This window comes from Rhizobium sp. BK316, assembly GCF_014193695.1.
GTDB lineage: Bacteria > Pseudomonadota > Alphaproteobacteria > Rhizobiales > Rhizobiaceae > Rhizobium.
This window is the reverse complement of record NZ_JACHZR010000002.1, coordinates 709,225-728,393: the sequence shown is the minus strand read 5'-3', so window position 1 is coordinate 728,393 and position 19,169 is coordinate 709,225. Positions and strand designations below refer to the sequence as shown.

Below are 19,169 nucleotides of genomic sequence, written 5' to 3'. Positions count from 1 at the left end.
CCTTCGGCTTAGCACTTTCCCGAAACCGGCGCAAATGTTAAGCACTTATGCCAAAAGAGAAAAAGTTATAAAAGCTTATGACCAATCTGGGTGATCTCGAAATCTTTGCCAAGGTCGTTTCGACCGGCAGCATGTCGCTCGCCGGCCGCGCGCTCGGCTTTTCCCCTGCCGTCGTTTCCAAGCGCATCAAGCGGCTGGAAGACCGGCTCGGCACACGGCTTCTGCAGCGTACAACGCGGCAGATCTCGCTGACGGAAGCCGGCCAGGGTTTTTACGACCGCGTGCTCGGCATTCTGGCGGGGCTGGAAGAGGCGGAATTCTATATTTCCGGTCGCTCGGCGCAGATGCACGGCACGCTGAAGATCTCCGCCCCCACCTCCTTCGGGCGGATGCATATCGCGCCGCATCTGAAAGCCTTCATGGAGGCGCATCCGGAACTCGCCATCAACCTGGTGTTGACGGATGAGTTCAGCGATATCATTGGCGGCGGCTTCGATCTTGCCATCCGCATTGCGGAGCTGACCGATTCCAGCCTTGTCGCACGCCGGCTGGCGCCCGTGCGCCGCGTGCTCTGTGCCTCGCCTGACTATGTTGCCGCCCATGGCATGCCAAAACATATCGAAGAGTTGAAGCAGCACCGCTGCCTGCCGGCCCACAACAACGACGTCTGGCGGCTCGACGGCCCGGATGGAGCCTTCAGCCTGCGGCCGGAGGGCATGCTGATCACCAATTCCAGCGAGGTAATCCGCGAAACGGTGATTGCCGGCCTCGGCATTGCGCTGCGCTCCACCTGGGACATTGGCGAGGAGCTGAAGAACGGCAAGCTCGTGCAGGTGCTGCCGGCCTATGAGGGCTCGCACAATGTCACGCTCTCGGCGGTTTACCCAAGCCGGCAGTTTCTGCCGGCCAAGGTTCGGCTGTTCATCGATTTTCTGGCCGAGCTCTACGGCCCGGTTCCCTACTGGGAGCGCTGAGGTTCAGCTGATTGATGCGCGAGCCGTTCGATGATGAGATCGAGCAGCGCCCTCAACCGGGCGAGCCGCCGCATGTCGCGGTGATAGCCGACCCATGTGTCGCGGCCGGGCGGCGCTTCGCCAAGATCGACCGGCTCGATGGCTGGAATGGCATCGCCAAGCGGCCGCGGCAGGACGGCAAGACCGGCGCCTCTGACACAAAGGGTCGCCTGCACATCCCTGTTATTGCTGCGCATGGTGATCTCGGCCTTCGGCAGCAGCCGCTGCAACCAGCCGACGTCGGGCATGCCGCCGAAGGCCTCGTCCATGGTGACGAGCCGGGAGCCCGCGCCATCGCCCGCCTTCGGATGCGGCAAGCCGCGGCGGATATAGAGACCATAATCGATATGCAGGAGCTTGCGGGACATGACCTCCGTCTCGGTGAAAGGCGCGATCCGGAAGACGATATCGGCCTCGCGTCGTGAGAGGCTGAGAAGCCGGCTGTCGGTCAAGAGTTCGATGACGACCTTGGGATAGGTGGTAGAAAACTCCGCCAGAACCGGTGACAGGACATGGGCGCCGAACCAATCCGACGAGGAGAGCCGCAGCAAGCCGTCGAGCTGCCTGTTCTGGCCGGCGAGTTCGCGCTCCAGACCGAACGCCTCCTCTTCCATGCGTTCGGCATGGGCAAAGACCGTCGCTCCCTCATCCGTCAGCACGAACCCTTCGGCCGTGCGCTGGAAAAGCGTCTGGCCGAGCGAGGCCTCAAGCGCCCGCAGCCGGCGTCCCATGGTCGGCTGGGTCAGACCGAGGCTTCGTGCGGCAGCACCCAGCGTCCCGAGCCGGGCAATCGCCAGGAAGAGTTTCAGGTCGCTCCATTCCAAGTGCTTAATTCCAGGGCTCAGCTTCAAACAAAAATGCATGGCTTTCATTCGTTATCTTTGATTTCCATTCAGAATTCAATGCGGCATTCTGCGGCCAACAAACCAAGGAGAGTTTCATGAGCACGATGAAAGCAGCACTTGTCGAAGCACAGAATACCGAATTCACCATTGCCGAGATCGAAAAGCCTGTTGCCCGGGCGGGCCAGATCCTCGTCCGCATCAAGGCCGCGGCGCTCAATCCGTTGGATCTCAAGATCCGGGCCAATGAGGCTGCTCATGCCCGTCATCCCCTGCCCGCCATTCTCGGCATCGATATGGCCGGCATCGTCGAAGCGGTCGGCCCCGGTGTGACCGGCTTTCGCGCCGGTGACGAGGTCTATGGCATGACCGGAGGCGTGGGTGGCCTGCAGGGATCGCTTGCCGAATTCGCAGCCGTCGATGCCGATCTCGTCGCGCTCAAGCCGCGTAATCTTTCCATGCGTGAGGCCGCTGCCCTGCCGCTGATTGCGATCACCGCCTGGGAAGGTCTCGAAGAACGCACCCAGGTGAGAGCGGGCCACAAGGTGCTGGTCATCGGCGGCGGTGGTGGCGTCGGCCATATCACCGTGCAAATGGCCGTTGCCGCCGGTGCCGAGGTCTATGCCGTCGACGGCGGTTCGAAGGCTGAATACATCAGCAGTATCGGTGCCACGCCGATCGACTATGGGGTTGCGACCGTCGATGACTATGTCGCCCGGTATACGGACGGGAAGGGTTTCGACATCGTCTATGATACGATCGGCGGAAAGGGCCTCGATGCTGCCTTCCAGGCCGTCGCCAAGTTCGGCCATGTGGTCACCAGCCTGGGCTGGGGTACGCATTCGCTGGCACCGCTCTCCTTCAAGGGAGCGACCTATTCCGGTGTCTTTACGCTGGCACCGCTTCTGACCGGCGAGGACCGCGCCCATCATGGCGATATCCTCAGGCATATTGCCATACGCGTCGAAGCCGGAACGTTGATGCCGAATCTGGACCCGCGGCAGTTTTCTCTTGCCGAGGTAAGTGATGCCTATCGTCTGCTCGAAAGCCGGCAGGCCAAGGGCAAGGTCGTCGTGGAAATCTGACGCGCTATTTTTTGTTTTCCCGCAATTCCGGACGCAAAACCGATACCCACTTTGCTGAATTGCTTTAGCGCGCCAGATCGAGATAGGCGCTCGCGACCATCGCGTCGATATCCGCCGGCACCGGCACGATGCAGCATTCTGCGCGGACACCGCGCTTTGCGACCCGCTCTAGGCAGCGGGCCTGCAAGGTGAAGCCGAGGTCCATGGACTCGACCGAGTTACCGAGCGGGCGCGGACCGGCGAGATTGGCCATATGGCCGCCGCCGAGTACATGGAAGGACCGGCCGTCCTTCAGGTGGAAGGTCTCGATATGATCGGCTTCGTAGCGATCGATACCAACGACATCGGGATGGCTGCGGAAGGCTGCGACATCGATCTCGTGCGGGAAATGACCGCCATTCATCAGGATCGCGCCGTCCTTGATGAGCGGCAGATCAGCTGACGTGACGATATCGGGGAAGCCGGTCACTGTCGCGATGACATCGGCAGAACGGATCGCCTGTTCGCGCACCGGCGTGACGAAACCGTCGAGATGCGCCTCGAGGCTGGTGACCGGGTCGATATCGACGACACTGACCGTCGAAAAGGCGTTGCGGAAGCAGGCCGCCGTGCCCTTGCCGCAGGCGCCGTAACCGAAGACCGTCACGCGCTTGCCATTGGTGGAGCGGTTGGTGAAGCGCATGTAGCTTTCGAACAGGCTCTGGCCGACGGCATGCTTGTTTTCGGCGAATTGCTTGATCGGACTGTCGTTGATGACGAGGATCGGCATCGCGAGTTTCTCGCGCATCGGCAGCAGCCGGGTGCGGCCTGAGGTCGTCTCTTCCGTGCCGCCGAGCAGATTGGCGTAGGGCCTCTCGGCTGCGATGGCGAAAAGATCGCCGCCATTGTCCAGCAGCAGATCAGGCTTTTCGGCGACGACGGCCTCAAGGCTCTGATGATGGGCGATGGAGTCGGTCGTCTGGGTTGCGAAGACGGTGAAGCCTTGGGCGCGCAGGAATTCTACCGTCGCCGGTTGCGTGCTGTTCAGGTTGCCGGTGCAGACGAGGTGCGCGCCGCCGGCCCGCAAGGTCATGAGCAGAGCCACGGTCTTCGGCTCCAGATGAATGCCGGTGCCGATGGACAGGCCATCAAAAGGCCGCGTCCTTTCGAATTCCGCTGCCGTTGCCTTCAGCAGGCGGCAACTGTTGCCGATCCAGTCGATGCGTGTCGCAAGCTTTTCCATCATATGCCCTTTCGTTTCCTCTGATCTAGAGCCTTTCCTGGTTAGATTGAAGCATTCTGCCGGAGCAGGTTTGTGTCAGGGCAAAGGCGATTGGCGACGGGCATACCCCTCGGTACGTCCGAGCCGATCGCCTTTGATCCTGGCGCAAAGATGCCCGGCCCTAGCTGGTTTGCAAGCAAACCACCGGGGTTGGCTGAAACGGGCCGTCTGATCGACCGGCCGGCTTGGCCGTAGATTGGGCTACGACGCGCGCCGGCCGGTCGACCATCCGACTCCGTTTGAGCCAACAGAATGCTTCAATCTAACCAGAAAAGGCTCTAGCGAAGCGGAGATAGGGCCGGCATGGAGATATTTCTGATGAAAGGGCAGAAAAACTGCCCCTTCAGGATGCGCCGCCGGAGCGCAGCAGCCAGTTTCGGAGCGCAGTAAGGGCAGGCCGTTTTGCATCTGATGTGCGGCAGCAGAGGCTATAGCCTGCCGGGCGGCGGATGAAGCCATAGGGGGCAACCAGGATGCCGCGGCTGAGATCGTCCTCGATCGAGGCTTTCGGCGCCAGCGCAATGCCGAGGCCGGATCGGGCTGCACCCAGCGCCAGCAACAGATCCTCGAATTCGCGCCGGCGGGAAAAGACAACCGGCAGCGTGCCGCTTTCGGCGAACCATTCGGCCCAGAGCTTCGGCGCGCTACGGCTGACGAGAATGGTCATATCCGCCATTGCTTCAGGATCACCTGAAAGTCCGGCAGCAAGCGCCGGTGTGACGACCGGTCCGAACTCATCCTCCATGAAGCGCGTTTCTGTCATCCCGGCAGAGGAGCGCTGCTCGCCTCCCATGATGACGGCATCGAAATCCGGATGTTGGGACAGCGGCTCGACGACGGTCATGGGAACGATATCGATCTCAACAGCGCCGAGGCTTGTCTGCATGTCAACCGCGCGCGGCATCAGCCACCAGATGGCAAAAGCCGAGGGTACGCCGAGACGGATGCGCTTCCTATCCGCCTCCTCAAATTCATCGGCCGCCCGCTTCAATATGGTCAGGGCAGTACCGGCGGCCTCGGCAAAGGCGCTCGCCTTTTCGGTCGGGACCAGCCTGCGGCCGTCACGCACGAAGAGCTTCCTGCCGAGGTGATCTTCGAGTGTCGCAATCTGCTGGCGCACGGCGCCGCGCACCACGCCCAGCTCTTCGGCCGCCTTCAAAATGCTGCCAAGGCGGCATACGGCTTCGAAGGCGCGGATCGCATTGAGAGGTGGAAGTCGCATAGTTACCACATTGTCGAAAATCGCAGTGGATCAGATGATCGCGGCATTGAACGGAATGCAAGATCGGACCATATTGTACAGCTGTGCAAGACGACGTATTCGGGACAGGAAATGGCGGAATTTCCGAACCTGCTCCACTTTGATTTTTCCTATGTACAATGAATCAAATCGTGTTCCGGCTCGTTTTGCACGTATGGATCGCGCAAGCTTTTCATAGGATGCTAAAATAATAACGACTCAGATCAACGATCGTAAAGGTGACCCGACAATTGACCCTTCTTGCCCGCCTGGCTTCTGATGTGCAACTCATGTTTCGGCGTCCGCCGCGACAGCAATATGCTGCGCTCTGCTACCGGGTGAAAAAGAAGTCGGGTGAGCTCGAAGTTCTGCTGATGACCAGCCGTGATACAGGGCGCTGGGTGATCCCCAAGGGCTGGCCGATGAACCGCAAATGCGCCTATGAAGTTGCGGCGCAGGAAGCCCTGGAAGAGGCCGGCGTGCGCGGCACGGTGGAGACCGAAACGCTCGGCCACTATACCTACCAGAAGGTCTTGCGCGACGGCCTGAAGGTGACCTGCAAGGTTCAGGTCTATGCCCTCGAAGTGACCGGTGCGACGAAGAATTTCAAGGAAAAGGGCGAGCGAACCATCGAGTGGGTTTCCTGCGACGAAGCGGTCAAGCGCGTCCAGGAACCCGAATTGCGCAACCTGTTCCTCGCCTTTAAACGGCGCATGGCCGAAAAGCTTTCCAGCGGCATTCCGAAACAAATTCCGGCGGAATGAGTCTTGCCATCTTGTGCTGCTAGAAAAGGCGGCGCAAAAGCAGGACTTAGCCAGGAAACAGAATGCCGCAACGCAACGCCGTCCTCACGAAACGCACGCTTGATAAGGATCTCGACAAATTTACCCATGTCGAGGATGCGGCCAAGCATGTCTCGCGACGGTTGGTGACGCCGGGACTTGGCCTGATCTTTCTCGGCCTCGCCATGCTTTTTGCCGGCGTCTACGTGTTCGACAGGCCGGGCGCAGTGCTGGTAATTGCTGCCGCAGCACTTGCCGCCTACATGGCCATGAACATCGGTGCCAACGACGTGACGAACAATGTCGGCGCGGCCGTCGGCGCGCGTGCTATCACCATGAAGCAGGCGCTGATCATCGCCGCAATCTTCGAGGTGCTAGGGGCGACGATCGCGGGCGGCGAGGTCGTCAAGACGATTTCCTCCAGCATCGTCGATACGGTGCAGGTCCCTCCGGCGACACTCGGCTGGATCATGATGGCGGCGCTCACGGCTGCCGCACTCTGGATCAACCTCGCCACATGGATGAATGCACCGGTTTCGACGACGCACGCGATCGTCGGCGCCGTGATCGGGGCAGGCTTCGGTGCTGCAGGACCGGAGCCCGTCAACTGGCGGGTGATGCTGGAAATCACGGCAAGCTGGATAACTTCGCCATTGATCGGCGGGCTGATCGCTGCCGGGCTGCTCTATCTGGTGAAGACCCTCATCGTCTATCGCGAGGACAAGATCGCTGCCGCCCGGCAGTGGGTGCCCGTGATGATCGCCGTCATGGCCGGCGGCTTCACGGCCTATATGGTGTTGCAGCTTGCGCCGCAGGGACGGTATTCGTCGCTGACGATCCTTCTGATCGGCATCGGCATCGGGCTCGTCAGCTGGCTTGTCGTGCGGCCGCTCATCCTGCGGCAGGCGGAGAACCTCGAAAACCGCAACAGCTCACTTCGCACGCTGTTCCACTTTCCGCTAATCGGCTCGGCCGCGCTGCTCTCCTTCGCGCATGGCGCAAACGACGTTTCGAATGCGGTCGGCCCACTCTCGGCCATCGTTCACTCGGCCGGTATCGCTGATAACAGCATGACCGGTCATCCGCCGCTCTGGGTCATGCTGATCGGCGCTTTTGGAATCTCGGTCGGCCTCCTGCTTTTCGGGCCGCGCCTCATCCGGCTCGTCGGTGAGGAGATCACCAAGCTCAACCCGATGCGTGCCTATTGCGTGGCGCTCTCGACTGCCTTCACCGTCATCTTCGCCTCCTGGCTCGGCCTGCCGGTCAGCACCACGCATATTGCCGTCGGTTCAGTCTTCGGCGTCGGCTTCTTCCGCGAATGGTACACGCGCCATTCGAAGCGTCGTATCGAATTCATACGCCGCAAGGGCGAAAGCTTCGAGATCGACGAGCCTGAGCCGAACGTCCACGAAGCCCGTCGGCGCTATCTCGTCCGCCGTTCGCACGTCATGACGATCGTCGCAGCCTGGGTCATCACCGTGCCGGTTTCGGCTGCGCTTGCGGCCATGATTTATTGGGTTATGTTCGCGCTCTTCCTATGAGTCAGGTCCCAGGATGCGCGCCAATTTCCGCATGCAGCGGCTTTTCATCGATGCCCCCTTGTCAAAGGGCGCTGCCATCGAGGCCAATGCCGACCAGTTCAACTATCTCGCCAACGTCTTGCGCATGGAAGAGGGTGCGGACATCCTTCTCTTCAACGGCCGCGACGGCGAATGGAAGGCGAGCCTCTCCTTCCCGACCCGCAAGCGCATCCTGCTGTCAGCCACCGAGGAGACGCGGCCGCAGCCCGCACCCTCCGACCTGCACTATCTTTTCGCGCCGCTGAAGGTCGGCCGCATGGATTATCTGGTGCAAAAGGCAGTGGAAATGGGCGCCGGCCTGCTGCAGCCGGTCATCACCCAGCATGTGCAGGGCAAGATCACCAATCTCGACAAGATCCGCGCCAACGTCATCGAGGCAGCCGAACAGTGCGGCATTCTCGGCATTCCCGATGTCGCCAAGCCCGTGCGGCTTGCCGATCTGCTCGACCACTGGCCTGCAGACCGGCGCATCATCTATTGCGATGAGGGCGATGCCGGGCAGAACCCGCTGCCGCTGCTTTCCAGGGTGACGGAAAGGAAGCTTGCGCTTCTGGTCGGCCCGGAAGGCGGCTTCTCCGAAGAGGAGCGGACACGCCTGCGCAGCCTCGACTTCGTGACCGCAATCCCGCTCGGTCCGCGCATCCTGCGCGCCGACACGGCAGCGGTCGCAGCGATGGCGGTGATACAGGCTGCAATCGGCGATTGGAATTGACTTTTGAACGTCGGTTCTCTGGAAGGGCCTGCTATTTTTTTGATGACCTGTTGAAACAATTTCACTTGCAACTTAGCTGGCTTGGGCACTAATCACCCTTCCAATTGCCCCGGCTCCGGCCTTCCCGAATACAGGTACTTTCATGGCTCGCGATACTACCGACCAGACGCCGATCTCTTCGGTTCAAGAGCTGACCGATTATCTTGCTGCGGGCAACAAGCCGAAGGAGCGTTTCCGCATCGGCACCGAGCATGAGAAGTTCGTCTTCTTCCGCAAGGACAACAGCCCCGTTCCCTATTTCGGCGATGCCAGCATCTCGGCGCTCCTGAAGGGCCTGCAGGCCAAGAGCGGCTGGGAGCCGATCATGGACGGTGACAACATTATCGGCCTCGGCGAGCAGAACGGCATGGGCGCCATTTCGATCGAGCCCGGCGGCCAGTTCGAGCTTTCGGGCGCACCGCTCGAAAACATTCACCAGACCTGCAAGGAATCCAACCAGCATCTGGCGCAAGTGCGTGAGATCGCGGAGCCTATGGGCATCGGCTTCCTCGGCATCGGCGGCAGCCCGACATGGACCTATGCGGAAACTCCGCATATGCCGAAGTCGCGCTATGAGATCATGACCAGTTACATGCCCGAGGTCGGCACCCGCGGTCTCGACATGATGTACCGCACCTGCACGATCCAGGTGAACCTCGACTTCTCGTCGGAAGACGACATGCGCCGCAAGATGCGCGTGTCGATGAAGCTGCAGTCGCTGGCAACCGCGCTATTCGCCTCCTCACCCTTCACCGAAGGCAAGCCGAACGGCATGTTCTCTTGGCGCGGCGATGTCTGGCGCGACGTGGACAACCAGCGCAGCGGCCTTCTGGATTTCACGTTCCGCGACGATTTCGGTTTCAAGGATTATGCCGAATGGGCGCTCGACGTGCCCATGTATTTCGTCATGCGAGACGGCCACTATCACCGGGCGACCCATGTCACCTTCCGGCAGTTCATGAACGGCGCGCTGAAGGGCGAAATTGCCGCCTATGAACCGACGATGGGCGACTGGACGAACCATCTTTCGACGCTCTTCCCCGATGTGCGTCTGAAGCGTTTCCTCGAAATGCGCGGTGCTGATGGCGGACCCTGGCGGCGCATCTGTGCTCTGCCGGCCTTCTGGGTCGGCCTGCTCTATGATGACGCCGCTCTCCAGGCCGCTGACGAACTGACGAAGGACTGGGGTTTCGACGAGGTCAATGCGTTGCGCAACGCGGTGCCGGAGGAAGGGCTCAAGGCCGAGTTCCGCGGACATGCACTGATCGACACGGCGCGCGAGGTCGTCAATATTTCCCGGACCGGCCTCAAGACGCGCAACAGACTGAACGGCGACGGCGTTGACGAGAGCATCTTTCTTCAGCCGCTCGACGAGGTTCTGGCCAAGAAGGCGACGCTCGCCGAAGACCTGCTGGCGCTCTATCACGGTCGCTGGAACGGCTCGGTCCAACCAGTCTTCCAGGAATATCAATACTAAGAGGCAAGCCGCCCTTCCAAAAAGCCGTTTGCGCATTCCCATTTCGAGCTATAGTGGCGCGAATATGCGCCGCTATCCGGGAAAGGGACTTTCATGCTGCCACTCTTCGATATGATGATGCAGGCGCAGAACGGGGCGGCGATGGATGCCGTTGCCAAGCAGTTCAACCTCGCGCAGGAACAGGCGACGAAGGCGATGGCCGCGCTGACGCCGGCCTTTTCCGCCGGCCTCAAGCGCAGCACCAGCAACCCCTATGATTTCGTGGGCCTGATGCAAGCGGTCGCGTCCGGCAATTATGCCAAATATTTCGAGGACATGAGCAAGGCGTTCACGCCCGAAGGCATTTCCGACGGGAACAACATCCTCTCCCAGCTCTTCGGCTCCAAGGAGGTCTCGCGCGCCGTTGCTGCGCAGGCGGCGCAGATGACCGGCATCGGCCAGGAAATCTACAAGCAGATGCTGCCCGTCATGGCCGGTACGCTGATGGGAGGGCTCTTCAAGCAATCGACCGGGCAGATGGCCTCGCCAGTCAACCCCTTCGTCAATACCGCCATGGGCGAAACAGTCCAGAAATGGCTTGAGAGCACCGGCTTTGCGCCGAAGCCGAAGACGGCACCCGAACCCAGCATTTTCGATAATCCGTTCACCCAGGCCATGCAGCTGATGTTCAGCGTGCCGAAACCGGCGCCCCAGGCGCAGCCCGTCAATCCATTCCTCGACAATCCTTTCGCCAAGGCATTCCAGGAAATGATGGCAGGGCTTCAGCAGCCAGCGGCAAAGGCTCCGGAACCGCCGAAAGAAGAACCGAAAGCCGAAAACGACAGCTATACCCAGATGCTGAACGCCATGTTCGACAGCGGTCTCGAGGTGCAGAAGAGCTATCAGAAGAGCCTCGAAGCGATCTTCGAAGCCTATCGGCCGAAACCCACACCCTCTCCCGAAGATCCCGCCCCCTCAGGCCCCTCTGCAACGGGCAAGAAATAAAAAAACCCGGAGACGGCTTGGGAAAGCCGATCACCGGGTTAAGCAGCAGGGCTATTGGCTATCACCCTGCGGGGAAACGCGTGCGCTCAGTCCCTGTAAGGGCGCGTGACCGCAATGTGCCGGCGGCGCTTGGCCGCCCGCGTCAGATGCTCCGACGGATCTTCAAAGAAGGTCGAAGCGAGGAAGGCGGAGGTGACATCGGCCCGCGTCAGGCCGATATCCCGCAACTGATTGTCATCAAGGTCGTGCAGTCCATTCACCTGCGAGCGATTGCGCACAATGCGAAGAGCGGCTGCCAGCGGCGCGAAAGCGGCCATGAGACGCTGGGTAAACGTCGGGGCGAGCTTGCCGCAGTCGAGTTCTAGTGTCTGTTCATGAGTGCGCATCGAACTCTCCTTTCTTCGGGGCGCAGAACAGCCCGCCCCGCCTGCGAGGTCGTGCAGGAAGGGTGAAGCTGGTCACAGGCTGGACAGGCAGGGCGTCTGTCCTTCACTTTGCTTGATTTGCATTCCGAAGATGCCAAAGGACTATTGATCAGTCCAACGAATGTTTCTAATGATTAACATCAGAGATCTTTATGGATGGACAAGATCATGTCGGCGCCTCTTGATATCGACCAGTTGCAGACCTTCATCGCGATCGTGGATTCCGGCAGCTTCACCAAGGCTGCCGACAAGGTCTACAAGACACAGTCCGCCGTCTCCATGCAGATGCGGCGCCTGGAAGAGCGCATCGGCAAGCAGCTCTTCATCAAGGACGGCCGCGGCAACCGGCTGACGGTCGAAGGCGAAAAGCTGCTCAATTATGCGCGCCGCATCATCCGCCTGAACAATGAGGCGATCGCCGCCTTCGACGACAACAGGCTGGAAGGCACGCTGCGCATCGGCACGCCCGATGATTATGCCGACCGTTATATGCCCGAGATCATCGGCCGGTTCGCCAAGACGCATCCGAATGTCGAGCTCTATATCGTCTGCGAGCCCTCGGTCGACCTCGCCGAACGCATGCACAAGGGCGAACTCGATATCGCGCTCGTCACCCACAATCCGCGCGAGCGTATTTCGGATGTGGTGCGAACGGAACCGCTCTGCTGGGTGAGTTCGGCCAACCATCCGATCCGCGACGATGCACCGGTGCCGCTTGCCGTCGGCCGGCGCGACTGCCAGTGGCGGCAGCTCGCCTGCTCGGCGCTCGATGCTGTCGGCCGCGAGTATCAGATTCTGTTCACGAGCTGGTCCTGCACCGTGGTCGCTTCGGCCGTGCTTGCCGGCATGGCGGTTTCGGTCATGCCGGAATCGGCGCTTCGCACAGGCATGAAGGTGTTGAGCCAGGCAGACGGTTTCCCGGCGCTGCCGCCTGTGCAGATCGGCATCATGAAACGGCCGGGCGTTTCCCTGTCGCTGATGAATGCCATTACGGCACATATCACGGCCTGCCTCGACAACATCACGCCGACCGTCATCGAAGACAGCCTGGACCAGGATGTGAAGACCGGTCACGCTCGTCACTATCCGCGGCTGAAGGCTGCGGCCAGCATGATGCCCAGCTGGTAGGCAAGTCTTACGTTGCTGAAGCGGACGTCGGAGCAAATAGGGAGGCGCGGATGACGCGCTTCCATTCCTCGAGGATGCGCTCGCCGAAACCATCTTCGCTCAAGACCGCAAGGCGGATCGCAGCACCGATCAGGTGGCTGAAAAGGTAAGTGCGTGCTTTCATCTGCTCATCGCAGAGTTCCGGCGAGAGGCGGCGCACGGCCTCCTGAAAGATCGCAGCAATCTGGCCGCTATGCTCGATGTTCAGGCGTAGGAGATCCTGATCGGTCTCCGTGCCCATCCAGACACCGAGATAGGCGGCATCGTTACGATATTCGGCATAGTACCAGTCGATCACCCTGGAGATGAGATCGAGCGCCTCGTCGAAGGACTGAACGTCTGCGAACATCTCGGCCGTCTTCTGCTGGATCGCCTGGGCGTGACGGTCGAAGAGCGCTTTGACGATCGCCGCCTTTTCGGGAAAATATTGATAGACCGAGCCGATCGGGACCTTTGCTGCGGCCGCGAGTTCGGTCATCCGCATGGCGCTGACGCCCTTTTCGGCGATGATGGTGGCTGCAGCGTTCAGGATGAGATCCAGCCGCTGGATGCTGCGTTCCTGTTTCGGCTTCCTGCGAAGAGCAATACGATCCGAAATGTCCGCGCCCATGTGGTTCCCATCTGTCTCGTTATTGAGCGGCGGAAATGATGTGTCATACCGACGCGTCGGGCCGATATGACATGCAGGTATTCATCCGTCGTAAAGGGAAATGGTCGGATTTTAAGCAATGGCAAGAGCTTATGGAAAACGGGGCGTTATGCCCCGTTTTTGGCCTGTGCAAAAGGCTTCTTAACACCTCATTCAGCAAGCAGGTTGAGCACCTGCCGGCCCGCCTTTGGGCCTTTTGGTACATTGCAGAAGGCGGGTCAGGCGAGGTTCTGTTTCAGGAACGCGACCGTTCGGCCCCAGGCGAGATCGGCTGCCGCCTTGTCATAGCGGGCAGCGGACGTGTCGTTGTTGAAGGCATGATTGGCGCCGTCATAGATGTAGATCTCAAATTTTTTACCATTCTCCTCCAGCGCCTTCTTATAGGCATCGATGCCGGCATTGATGCGGTCGTCGAGGCCGGCATAGTGGAGCAACAGGGCCGCCTTGATATTGGCGACTTCCGAGGCCGGTGGCTGCGCGCCGTAATAGGCCACGCCTGCCTTCAACTCCGGCGATTTGACGGCGAGATTGTTGACCGCGCCGCCGCCCCAGCAAAAGCCGATCGCGCCGACATTGCCGTTCGTAGCCTCGAGCTTGGAAAGATAGACGACGGTCGCCTCGCCGTTTGCGACGGTCGTCGCGGCATCGAGCTTGCCGAACATGTCGCGCGCCTGATCCTCATTTTCCGGCGTGCCGCCCTGCGGCGAGAGGAAGTCCGGAGCGAGCGCCACGAAGCCTTCCAGTGCCACGCGGCGAGCGACATCGCGGATATGCGGATTGAGGCCGCGGTTCTCATGGATGACGATGACGGCGCCGAGCTTGCCGGATGCATTCTTCGGCTGAACCAGATAGCCCTTCATGTCGCCGCCGCTGCCGGGATAGGTGATATCCTGGCCGGTCAGACGATCGTCGTTTTCGGCGACGACCTCGGCGGCTGCCTTGTTGGCGGCCAAGAGCGGCGCGATTGCCGCTGCCGCGGTTGCCGAGCCGGCAAGCTTCGTCAGCTTGTCCATGAAGCTGCGGCGATCCAGCGTCAGATGCGTATATTCATCATAGGCGTTGATCATTGCCTGCGTAATGACGGTCTTTTCCATGACAGACCTCCTCTGTTCCCTACCCCATGCCCAATCGGCAAGAGGGAACATAGGTCAGCGCCCGATAACGGAGGAACAAAACTGTGTTACCGGGCTGTTATCCGGTCAGGAGAACATCATCCATCCGGCAAGCCAGGCCCACATGGCACCGAGCACAACGAAACCGGCGGCGAAGAACGGGCTGCGGAAGCGCAAATCGTTGCTGGTGACATGCACATAGGCATGGGCATAGCGCAGGATGACGAACAGCCAGGCCAGCACGACCGCCACCAGATTATCCGCCTCGGTTATATAGAGAAGGATGCAGCAGGCATAGAAGAGCACCGGCAACTCGAACTGATTGGCGAGGCTGTTCTTGACGAAAAGGCTTTCGGCCGGTTCGTCGCGGTTCTCGCGATAGTCGGATTTCTTGATCCGGCCTTCGCGGACATCCTTGCCCCGGCGCAGGCTGAGCAGCCCGTAGAGGATATAGACCAGCAGGACGTGGGCAAGCAGAGGCCAGAACATCTCAAAGCCGGTCATCAATCATTCCCTTCGTTTCGGTGACTGCGGGAGCAGTAGCGGAAAGACCGGGCGGATGCCAGAGCCACGACGGCCCGCTATGGAGCGGGCCGTCTTCAGGGTCAGACCTGGGCGATACCACCATCGACGAAGATTTCGGCGCCGGTGATGAAGCTCGAATCTTCCGACGCGAGGAACAGGGCCGTTGCAGCGATTTCTTCCGGGCGGCCGACGCGGCCCATCGGAACCTGCGATGCCATATAATCCAGCAGGCCCTGCTGCTGTGCCTTATCCTGGCCTGCAAGCTCAACGAGACCGGTGGTTTCCGTCGGGCCGGGGCTCAGCGTGTTGATGCGGATGCCGCGATCCTTCAAATCGAGGATCCAATTGCGGGAGAAGTTGCGAATTGCTGCCTTCGAAGCGGCATAGACGCTGAAGGCCGGCGTGCCTGATGCGCCCGCCGTGGAGCCCGTCAGGATGACCGAGGCACCTTGGCTCAGGAGCGGCAGAGCCTTCTGCACGGTAAAGAGCACGCCCTTCACATTGCGGCCGAAGGTATCGTCATATTGTTCTTCGGTGATGGCGCCGAGCGGCGCAAACGAGCCGCCACCAGCATTGACGAAGAGCACGTCGATGCGGCCTGCTTCAGCCTTCACCTCATCATAGAGGCGGTCGAGATCGGCAAGCTTTGCCGAGTCCGCCTGGATGCCGATGACGTTTCCGCCGATTTCGGCGACTGCCGCGTCCAGCACATCCTTGCGGCGGCCGGTGATGAAGAGCCGGGCGCCTTCGGCTGCGAAGCGCTTTGCGGTGGCAAGGCCGATGCCCGAAGTGGCACCGGTGATAACCGCGATCTTTCCATTCAGTCTATGTGTCCCGTTCACTGCCTGGCTCATTGTCGTCGTCTCCCCTGTTGTGTTCGACTGAACCGAAGATGTGGACGGGCCTTTCGTTTCTGAATAGAAAGAAATGAAAGGTATCATTGCAGGAATGAAACGATGAGCGTTCCGGATTTCGAGGGTCTCGCCATGTTCGCCAAGGTGGCGGAGGAGCGCTCCTTCGCCCGGGCGGCCAAGACGCTCGGCGTTTCCGTGCCGACGGTATCGCGGGCGGTCAGCCGGCTGGAAGACCGGCTTGGCGCGCGGCTCTTCAATCGCACGTCGCGGCAGCTGGCTCTCACCGATTTCGGGCTGCGGCTCGTCGACCGCGCGCAGCGCATCTATGCGGAGGCGGAAGCGGCCGAGAATGCGGCCCGCGAACTTTCCACCCAGCCGCGCGGGCTGATCCGTCTTGCCGTTCCCATGGTTTTCGGGCGGCAGTGGCTGGCGCCGATCCTGCCTGACTTCTTCGAACTCTATCCCGAAGTTTCGATCGACCTGCATATGAGCGATGCGGTCGTCGACCTTGTGGGCGACGGCTTCGATGCGGCGCTGCGCATCGCGGTGCTGCCGGATTCCTCGCTCGTGGCGAAGAAGCTGGCACCGGTCGCACCCTTCATTCTCGCCGCCCCCTCCTATCTCGAGAAATACGGTTGCCCCCAGCACCCGCGAGACCTCGCGGCACACCACTGCCTCGGCTATGCCTACCGGCCGCGGCAGGATATCTGGCGCTTCGGCAACGAAGCGGGGGAAGAGGAGGTCATCGTGCCGGCCGGGCCGCTGCGGGCGACCAATTCGGAGGCGCTGATCCCGATGGCATTGCGCGGCCTCGGTATCGTCGAACTGCCGGAATTCATGGCCCACGAGTACCTTGCCGACGGACGCCTCAAAGCAATCCTGACCGACTGGAGCCTGCCGAAGGGCGCGCTTTATTTCGTAACGCCAACGGCGCGTGCCCGGCCGGCGAAGGTGGAAGCACTCGGGGACTTCTTCTCGGCGAGGCTTTCGCACCCGGCATGGCGCTGGCCACAGTAAGCGCTCAGTCCTCGCGCGTTTGATGAAGAATTGCGCCTCGTAGGATGAGGATGGCGCAGACGGCGAGACTTGCGAATTTCAGCTTCGTCATCCACGGCAGGATCTGCGCGGCAAATCCTGCCGCACCGCTGTCGCTGAAGGCGACGAGGCTCGACAGGTTTTCGGCATAATCGGCAAAGCCATAGATGAAAGGCAGGACATAGGTGATCCGACCGAGCAGACCCGGAGCCTGCCTGCCGCGCCATGTCTCGATCGGTCCGAGCCGCAGGAAAATCAAAAAGAGAAGTGCGGTCAGCAGAGCCGGAAAGATGAGTTCCGGGCCGAAATACATAGCCCGGAGAATGCGGCTTGCCGCCTCGTTCTGATCGAGCAGCGTCTGCATATGAAAGACGGCGGGCTCGTCATAACCAGCAAAATAGGTGTCGAGTACCGCCTGCCCCGTCTCATGCTCGAAGGGCACGGTGAAACCGAAGGTGGTCCAGCCAAGGACGACGAGGCAGAGGGCTGCGAGCAGCGCGATGATCCATAGCGGAATCGAGCTGCCCGTTTTCATGATCAGACGCCGACGCCCGGATAGTTCGGGCTTTCGCGCGTAATGGTCACGTCATGCGGATGGCTTTCGCGCAGGCCGGCACCAGAGATGCGCACGAAGGTGGCGCGCTCCTGGAACTCCTTGATATCCTTGCCGCCGACATAACCCATGGCAGCCTTGAGGCCGCCTGCAAGCTGGTGCAGGACGCCGGATACCGGACCCTTGTACGGCACCTGGCCTTCAATGCCTTCAGGCACGAGCTTCAGCGTATCGCGCACTTCAGCCTGGAAGTAGCGGTCTGCCGAACCGCGCGCCATGGCGCCAACGGAACCCATGCCGCGATAGGCTTTGAAAGAGCGGCCCTGATAGAGATAGACCTCGCCCGGGCTTTCATCTGTGCCGGCGAGCAGCGAGCCGACCATAACGGCCGAAGCGCCGGAAGCGATGGCCTTGGCCACGTCGCCCGAGAACTTGATGCCGCCATCGGCGATAACAGGAATATCCTGATCCCGTGCAGCCTCGACTGCCGACATGATGGCGGCAAGCTGCGGAACGCCGACGCCGGCAACGACGCGCGTCGTGCAGATCGAACCCGGACCGATACCGACCTTGACGGCATCAGCACCGGAATCGATCAACGCCTTCGTGCCGTCGCCCGTTGCGACGTTACCGGCCATGATGCGGACGGAGTTGGAGAGCTTCTTGACGCGGGCGACGGCTTCCAGAACGCGAGCCGAATGACCATGGGCCGTATCGACGACGAGCAGGTCGACGCCGGCATCGATCAGCCGTTCGGCACGCTCGAAACCGTCGTCACCGACGCCGACGGCAGCGGCAGCACGCAGGCGGCCCTGCGCATCCTTGGAGGCGTTCGGGTTGAGCTGCGCCTTTTCGATGTCCTTGACGGTGATCAGACCAACGCAACGGCCTTCGCCATCGACCACCAGCAGCTTCTCGATGCGGTGAGAATGAAGCAGGCGCTTGGCTTCCTGCTGATCGACGTTTTCCTTGACCGTCACCAGATTCTGATGGGTCATGAGTTCGAAGATCTTCTGCGTCGGGTCGGATGCAAAGCGGACGTCGCGGTTGGTGACGATGCCGACGAGGCGGCCCGTTTTCTCGACGACCGGGATGCCGGAGATGCCGTGCATCTTCATCAGCGCCAGGGCATCGGCGAGCGTTGCATCCGGACCGATGGTCACCGGGTTGACGACCATGCCGCTTTCGAACTTCTTGACCTGGCGGACCTGCTCGGCCTGCTCGATCGGTGTCAGGTTCTTGTGAATGACGCCAAGGCCACCCGCTTGTGCCATGGCGATCGCCAGGCGGCCCTCGGTCACCGTATCCATAGCAGCTGATATGATCGGGATATTCAGCTCGAAGTCGGGTGCGAGACGCGTTGCAACACTCGTCTGACCCGGCAGGACTTCGGAATGACCGGGTTGCAGCAGCACATCATCGAAGGTGAGTGCGTCCAGTCCGGTCGGCGTTTCTATGATGCGAGCCATGGCCAAATTCCTTCAAGAAAGAAAAATGCGACCCACCCGGTACGAATCGTCCGCACCGGCGGTGTGCATGAGTTTATGGAAGTTGGCGAGGGCTGGTAACACGTCTATGACAGGAAGGAAATAGCAAAAAGGCCCGGCATGCGGCCGTGCTCGGTATAGGAGCCATGCGCATGGCTCAAATGTCGAACCGGTAGGATGAGTGGTTTGCCGTGTCGCCGCCGGTGACCAGCCGCTTGTCGTCGAATTCGACGTAGCCGGATTTCTTGCCTCGGCCGGGTAAGCATATTTCAATCTTGAGCGGCAAAAGTATCGGGCAAGCCGTCTCACGCAGTCGTGATCCAAACGTCTATAGCATCGGCCCGAAA

Annotated in this window: 19 protein-coding genes and 1 pseudogene; 9 read left to right on the top strand and 11 right to left on the bottom strand. The window is 60.8% G+C overall.

The annotated features are described in order from the left end of the window. Positions 1-77: 77 nt before the first annotated feature. Complete coding sequence (locus FHT87_RS12110; protein ID WP_183728900.1) at positions 78-974, top strand: LysR family transcriptional regulator; 897 nt, start codon at positions 78-80, stop codon at positions 972-974. Here the strand turns inward: FHT87_RS12110 and FHT87_RS12105 are convergent. After that, positions 959-1,837 carry a LysR family transcriptional regulator gene (locus FHT87_RS12105; RefSeq protein WP_183802070.1) on the bottom strand — a complete coding sequence of 293 codons (879 nt, stop codon included), beginning with the start codon at positions 1,835-1,837 and terminating at the stop codon, positions 959-961. The genes FHT87_RS12110 and FHT87_RS12105 overlap by 16 nt on opposite strands. 116 nt (positions 1,838-1,953) lie before the next feature. Between FHT87_RS12105 and FHT87_RS12100 the strand changes: the two genes are divergently transcribed. After that, positions 1,954-2,940, top strand: a complete 987-nt coding sequence (locus FHT87_RS12100; RefSeq protein ID WP_183802067.1) for a zinc-dependent alcohol dehydrogenase family protein — start codon at positions 1,954-1,956, stop codon at positions 2,938-2,940. A gap of 64 nt (positions 2,941-3,004) precedes the next feature. Here the strand turns inward: FHT87_RS12100 and FHT87_RS12095 are convergent, their stop codons facing one another. The 3 genes and pseudogenes from FHT87_RS12095 to FHT87_RS12090 form a co-directional block, all read right to left on the bottom strand. Further along, the gene (locus FHT87_RS12095) at positions 3,005-4,162 is read right to left on the bottom strand and encodes an adenosylhomocysteinase (RefSeq protein WP_183802680.1); all 1,158 of its coding nucleotides are present in this window, start codon (positions 4,160-4,162) and stop codon (positions 3,005-3,007) included. A gap of 41 nt (positions 4,163-4,203) precedes the next feature. Further along, positions 4,204-4,430, bottom strand: a pseudogene (locus FHT87_RS31525) (hypothetical protein). A gap of 114 nt (positions 4,431-4,544) precedes the next feature. Next, entirely contained in the window at positions 4,545-5,423 is an 879-nt protein-coding gene (locus FHT87_RS12090) for a LysR substrate-binding domain-containing protein (RefSeq protein WP_183802064.1), read from the bottom strand. A gap of 269 nt (positions 5,424-5,692) precedes the next feature. Between FHT87_RS12090 and FHT87_RS12085 the strand changes: the two genes are divergently transcribed. The 5 genes from FHT87_RS12085 (at position 5,693) to FHT87_RS12065 (ending at position 11,015) form a co-directional block, all read left to right on the top strand. Further along, positions 5,693-6,205, top strand: a complete 513-nt coding sequence (locus FHT87_RS12085; RefSeq protein WP_183728885.1) for an NUDIX hydrolase — start codon at positions 5,693-5,695, stop codon at positions 6,203-6,205. Between the two features lie 62 nt (positions 6,206-6,267). Further along, on the top strand, positions 6,268-7,764 hold the full coding sequence (locus FHT87_RS12080; RefSeq protein ID WP_183802062.1) for an inorganic phosphate transporter: 1,497 nt from the start codon (positions 6,268-6,270) through the stop codon (positions 7,762-7,764). A 13-nt stretch (positions 7,765-7,777) separates the two neighbouring features. Next, entirely contained in the window at positions 7,778-8,515 is a 738-nt protein-coding gene (locus FHT87_RS12075; RefSeq protein ID WP_183802060.1) for a 16S rRNA (uracil(1498)-N(3))-methyltransferase, read from the top strand. Between the two features lie 142 nt (positions 8,516-8,657). Next, on the top strand, positions 8,658-10,031 hold the full coding sequence (locus FHT87_RS12070; RefSeq protein WP_183802057.1) for a glutamate--cysteine ligase: 1,374 nt from the start codon (positions 8,658-8,660) through the stop codon (positions 10,029-10,031). Between the two features lie 93 nt (positions 10,032-10,124). Next, the gene (locus tag FHT87_RS12065) at positions 10,125-11,015 is read left to right on the top strand and encodes a DUF937 domain-containing protein (protein WP_183728873.1); all 891 of its coding nucleotides are present in this window, start codon (positions 10,125-10,127) and stop codon (positions 11,013-11,015) included. Between the two features lie 86 nt (positions 11,016-11,101). On the opposite strand, the gene FHT87_RS12060 is transcribed toward FHT87_RS12065, so the two are convergent. Next, complete coding sequence (locus FHT87_RS12060) at positions 11,102-11,401, bottom strand: DUF1127 domain-containing protein (RefSeq protein WP_183802054.1); 300 nt, start codon at positions 11,399-11,401, stop codon at positions 11,102-11,104. Between the two features lie 207 nt (positions 11,402-11,608). Here FHT87_RS12060 and FHT87_RS12055 point away from each other — a divergent pair, with 207 nt between their 5' ends. Next, positions 11,609-12,568, top strand: a complete 960-nt coding sequence (locus FHT87_RS12055) for a LysR substrate-binding domain-containing protein (protein WP_210276698.1) — start codon at positions 11,609-11,611, stop codon at positions 12,566-12,568. Positions 12,569-12,575: 7 nt separating this feature from the next. Here the strand turns inward: FHT87_RS12055 and FHT87_RS12050 are convergent, their stop codons facing one another. From FHT87_RS12050 to FHT87_RS12035, 4 genes are all read right to left on the bottom strand, one after another. Next, a complete protein-coding gene (locus FHT87_RS12050) occupies positions 12,576-13,217 on the bottom strand; it encodes a TetR/AcrR family transcriptional regulator (protein ID WP_183802051.1) in 642 nt (213 codons plus the stop codon). Between the two features lie 257 nt (positions 13,218-13,474). Then, entirely contained in the window at positions 13,475-14,350 is an 876-nt protein-coding gene (locus FHT87_RS12045) for a dienelactone hydrolase family protein (protein WP_183802048.1), read from the bottom strand. Positions 14,351-14,455: 105 nt separating this feature from the next. Beyond that, complete coding sequence (locus FHT87_RS12040; RefSeq protein ID WP_183802045.1) at positions 14,456-14,872, bottom strand: MAPEG family protein; 417 nt, start codon at positions 14,870-14,872, stop codon at positions 14,456-14,458. Positions 14,873-14,973: 101 nt separating this feature from the next. Beyond that, a complete protein-coding gene (locus tag FHT87_RS12035) occupies positions 14,974-15,747 on the bottom strand; it encodes an SDR family oxidoreductase (RefSeq protein ID WP_183802042.1) in 774 nt (257 codons plus the stop codon). Between the two features lie 102 nt (positions 15,748-15,849). Here FHT87_RS12035 and FHT87_RS12030 point away from each other — a divergent pair, with 102 nt between their 5' ends. Continuing rightward, entirely contained in the window at positions 15,850-16,764 is a 915-nt protein-coding gene (locus FHT87_RS12030) for a LysR family transcriptional regulator (protein ID WP_183802040.1), read from the top strand. A gap of 4 nt (positions 16,765-16,768) precedes the next feature. Here FHT87_RS12030 and FHT87_RS12025 read toward each other — a convergent pair whose 3' ends face one another. Then, entirely contained in the window at positions 16,769-17,317 is a 549-nt protein-coding gene (locus FHT87_RS12025; protein ID WP_183802037.1) for a hypothetical protein, read from the bottom strand. A gap of 2 nt (positions 17,318-17,319) precedes the next feature. Continuing rightward, complete coding sequence (gene guaB, locus FHT87_RS12020) at positions 17,320-18,804, bottom strand: IMP dehydrogenase (protein WP_183802035.1); 1,485 nt, start codon at positions 18,802-18,804, stop codon at positions 17,320-17,322. Between the last annotated feature and the right edge of the window lie 365 nt (positions 18,805-19,169).

What these genes read in the sequence shown, in the direction of transcription:
- guaB (WP_183802035.1), bottom strand. Translation starts at nt 18,804, where the DNA reads ATGGCTCGCATCATAGAAACGCCGACCGGACTGGACGCACTCACCTTC.
- FHT87_RS12040 (WP_183802045.1), bottom strand. Translation starts at nt 14,872, where the DNA reads ATGACCGGCTTTGAGATGTTCTGGCCTCTGCTTGCCCACGTCCTGCTG.
- FHT87_RS12075 (WP_183802060.1), top strand. Translation starts at nt 7,778, where the DNA reads ATGCGCGCCAATTTCCGCATGCAGCGGCTTTTCATCGATGCCCCCTTG.
- FHT87_RS12065 (WP_183728873.1), top strand. Translation starts at nt 10,125, where the DNA reads ATGCTGCCACTCTTCGATATGATGATGCAGGCGCAGAACGGGGCGGCG.
- FHT87_RS12055 (WP_210276698.1), top strand. Translation starts at nt 11,609, where the DNA reads ATGTCGGCGCCTCTTGATATCGACCAGTTGCAGACCTTCATCGCGATC.
- FHT87_RS12045 (WP_183802048.1), bottom strand. Translation starts at nt 14,350, where the DNA reads ATGGAAAAGACCGTCATTACGCAGGCAATGATCAACGCCTATGATGAA.
- FHT87_RS12050 (WP_183802051.1), bottom strand. Translation starts at nt 13,217, where the DNA reads ATGGGCGCGGACATTTCGGATCGTATTGCTCTTCGCAGGAAGCCGAAA.
- FHT87_RS12070 (WP_183802057.1), top strand. Translation starts at nt 8,658, where the DNA reads ATGGCTCGCGATACTACCGACCAGACGCCGATCTCTTCGGTTCAAGAG.
- FHT87_RS12090 (WP_183802064.1), bottom strand. Translation starts at nt 5,423, where the DNA reads ATGCGACTTCCACCTCTCAATGCGATCCGCGCCTTCGAAGCCGTATGC.
- FHT87_RS12110 (WP_183728900.1), top strand. Translation starts at nt 78, where the DNA reads ATGACCAATCTGGGTGATCTCGAAATCTTTGCCAAGGTCGTTTCGACC.
- FHT87_RS12035 (WP_183802042.1), bottom strand. Translation starts at nt 15,747, where the DNA reads ATGAGCCAGGCAGTGAACGGGACACATAGACTGAATGGAAAGATCGCG.
- FHT87_RS12030 (WP_183802040.1), top strand. Translation starts at nt 15,850, where the DNA reads ATGAGCGTTCCGGATTTCGAGGGTCTCGCCATGTTCGCCAAGGTGGCG.
- FHT87_RS12095 (WP_183802680.1), bottom strand. Translation starts at nt 4,162, where the DNA reads ATGGAAAAGCTTGCGACACGCATCGACTGGATCGGCAACAGTTGCCGC.
- FHT87_RS12080 (WP_183802062.1), top strand. Translation starts at nt 6,268, where the DNA reads ATGCCGCAACGCAACGCCGTCCTCACGAAACGCACGCTTGATAAGGAT.
- FHT87_RS12100 (WP_183802067.1), top strand. Translation starts at nt 1,954, where the DNA reads ATGAGCACGATGAAAGCAGCACTTGTCGAAGCACAGAATACCGAATTC.
- FHT87_RS12060 (WP_183802054.1), bottom strand. Translation starts at nt 11,401, where the DNA reads ATGCGCACTCATGAACAGACACTAGAACTCGACTGCGGCAAGCTCGCC.
- FHT87_RS12025 (WP_183802037.1), bottom strand. Translation starts at nt 17,317, where the DNA reads ATGAAAACGGGCAGCTCGATTCCGCTATGGATCATCGCGCTGCTCGCA.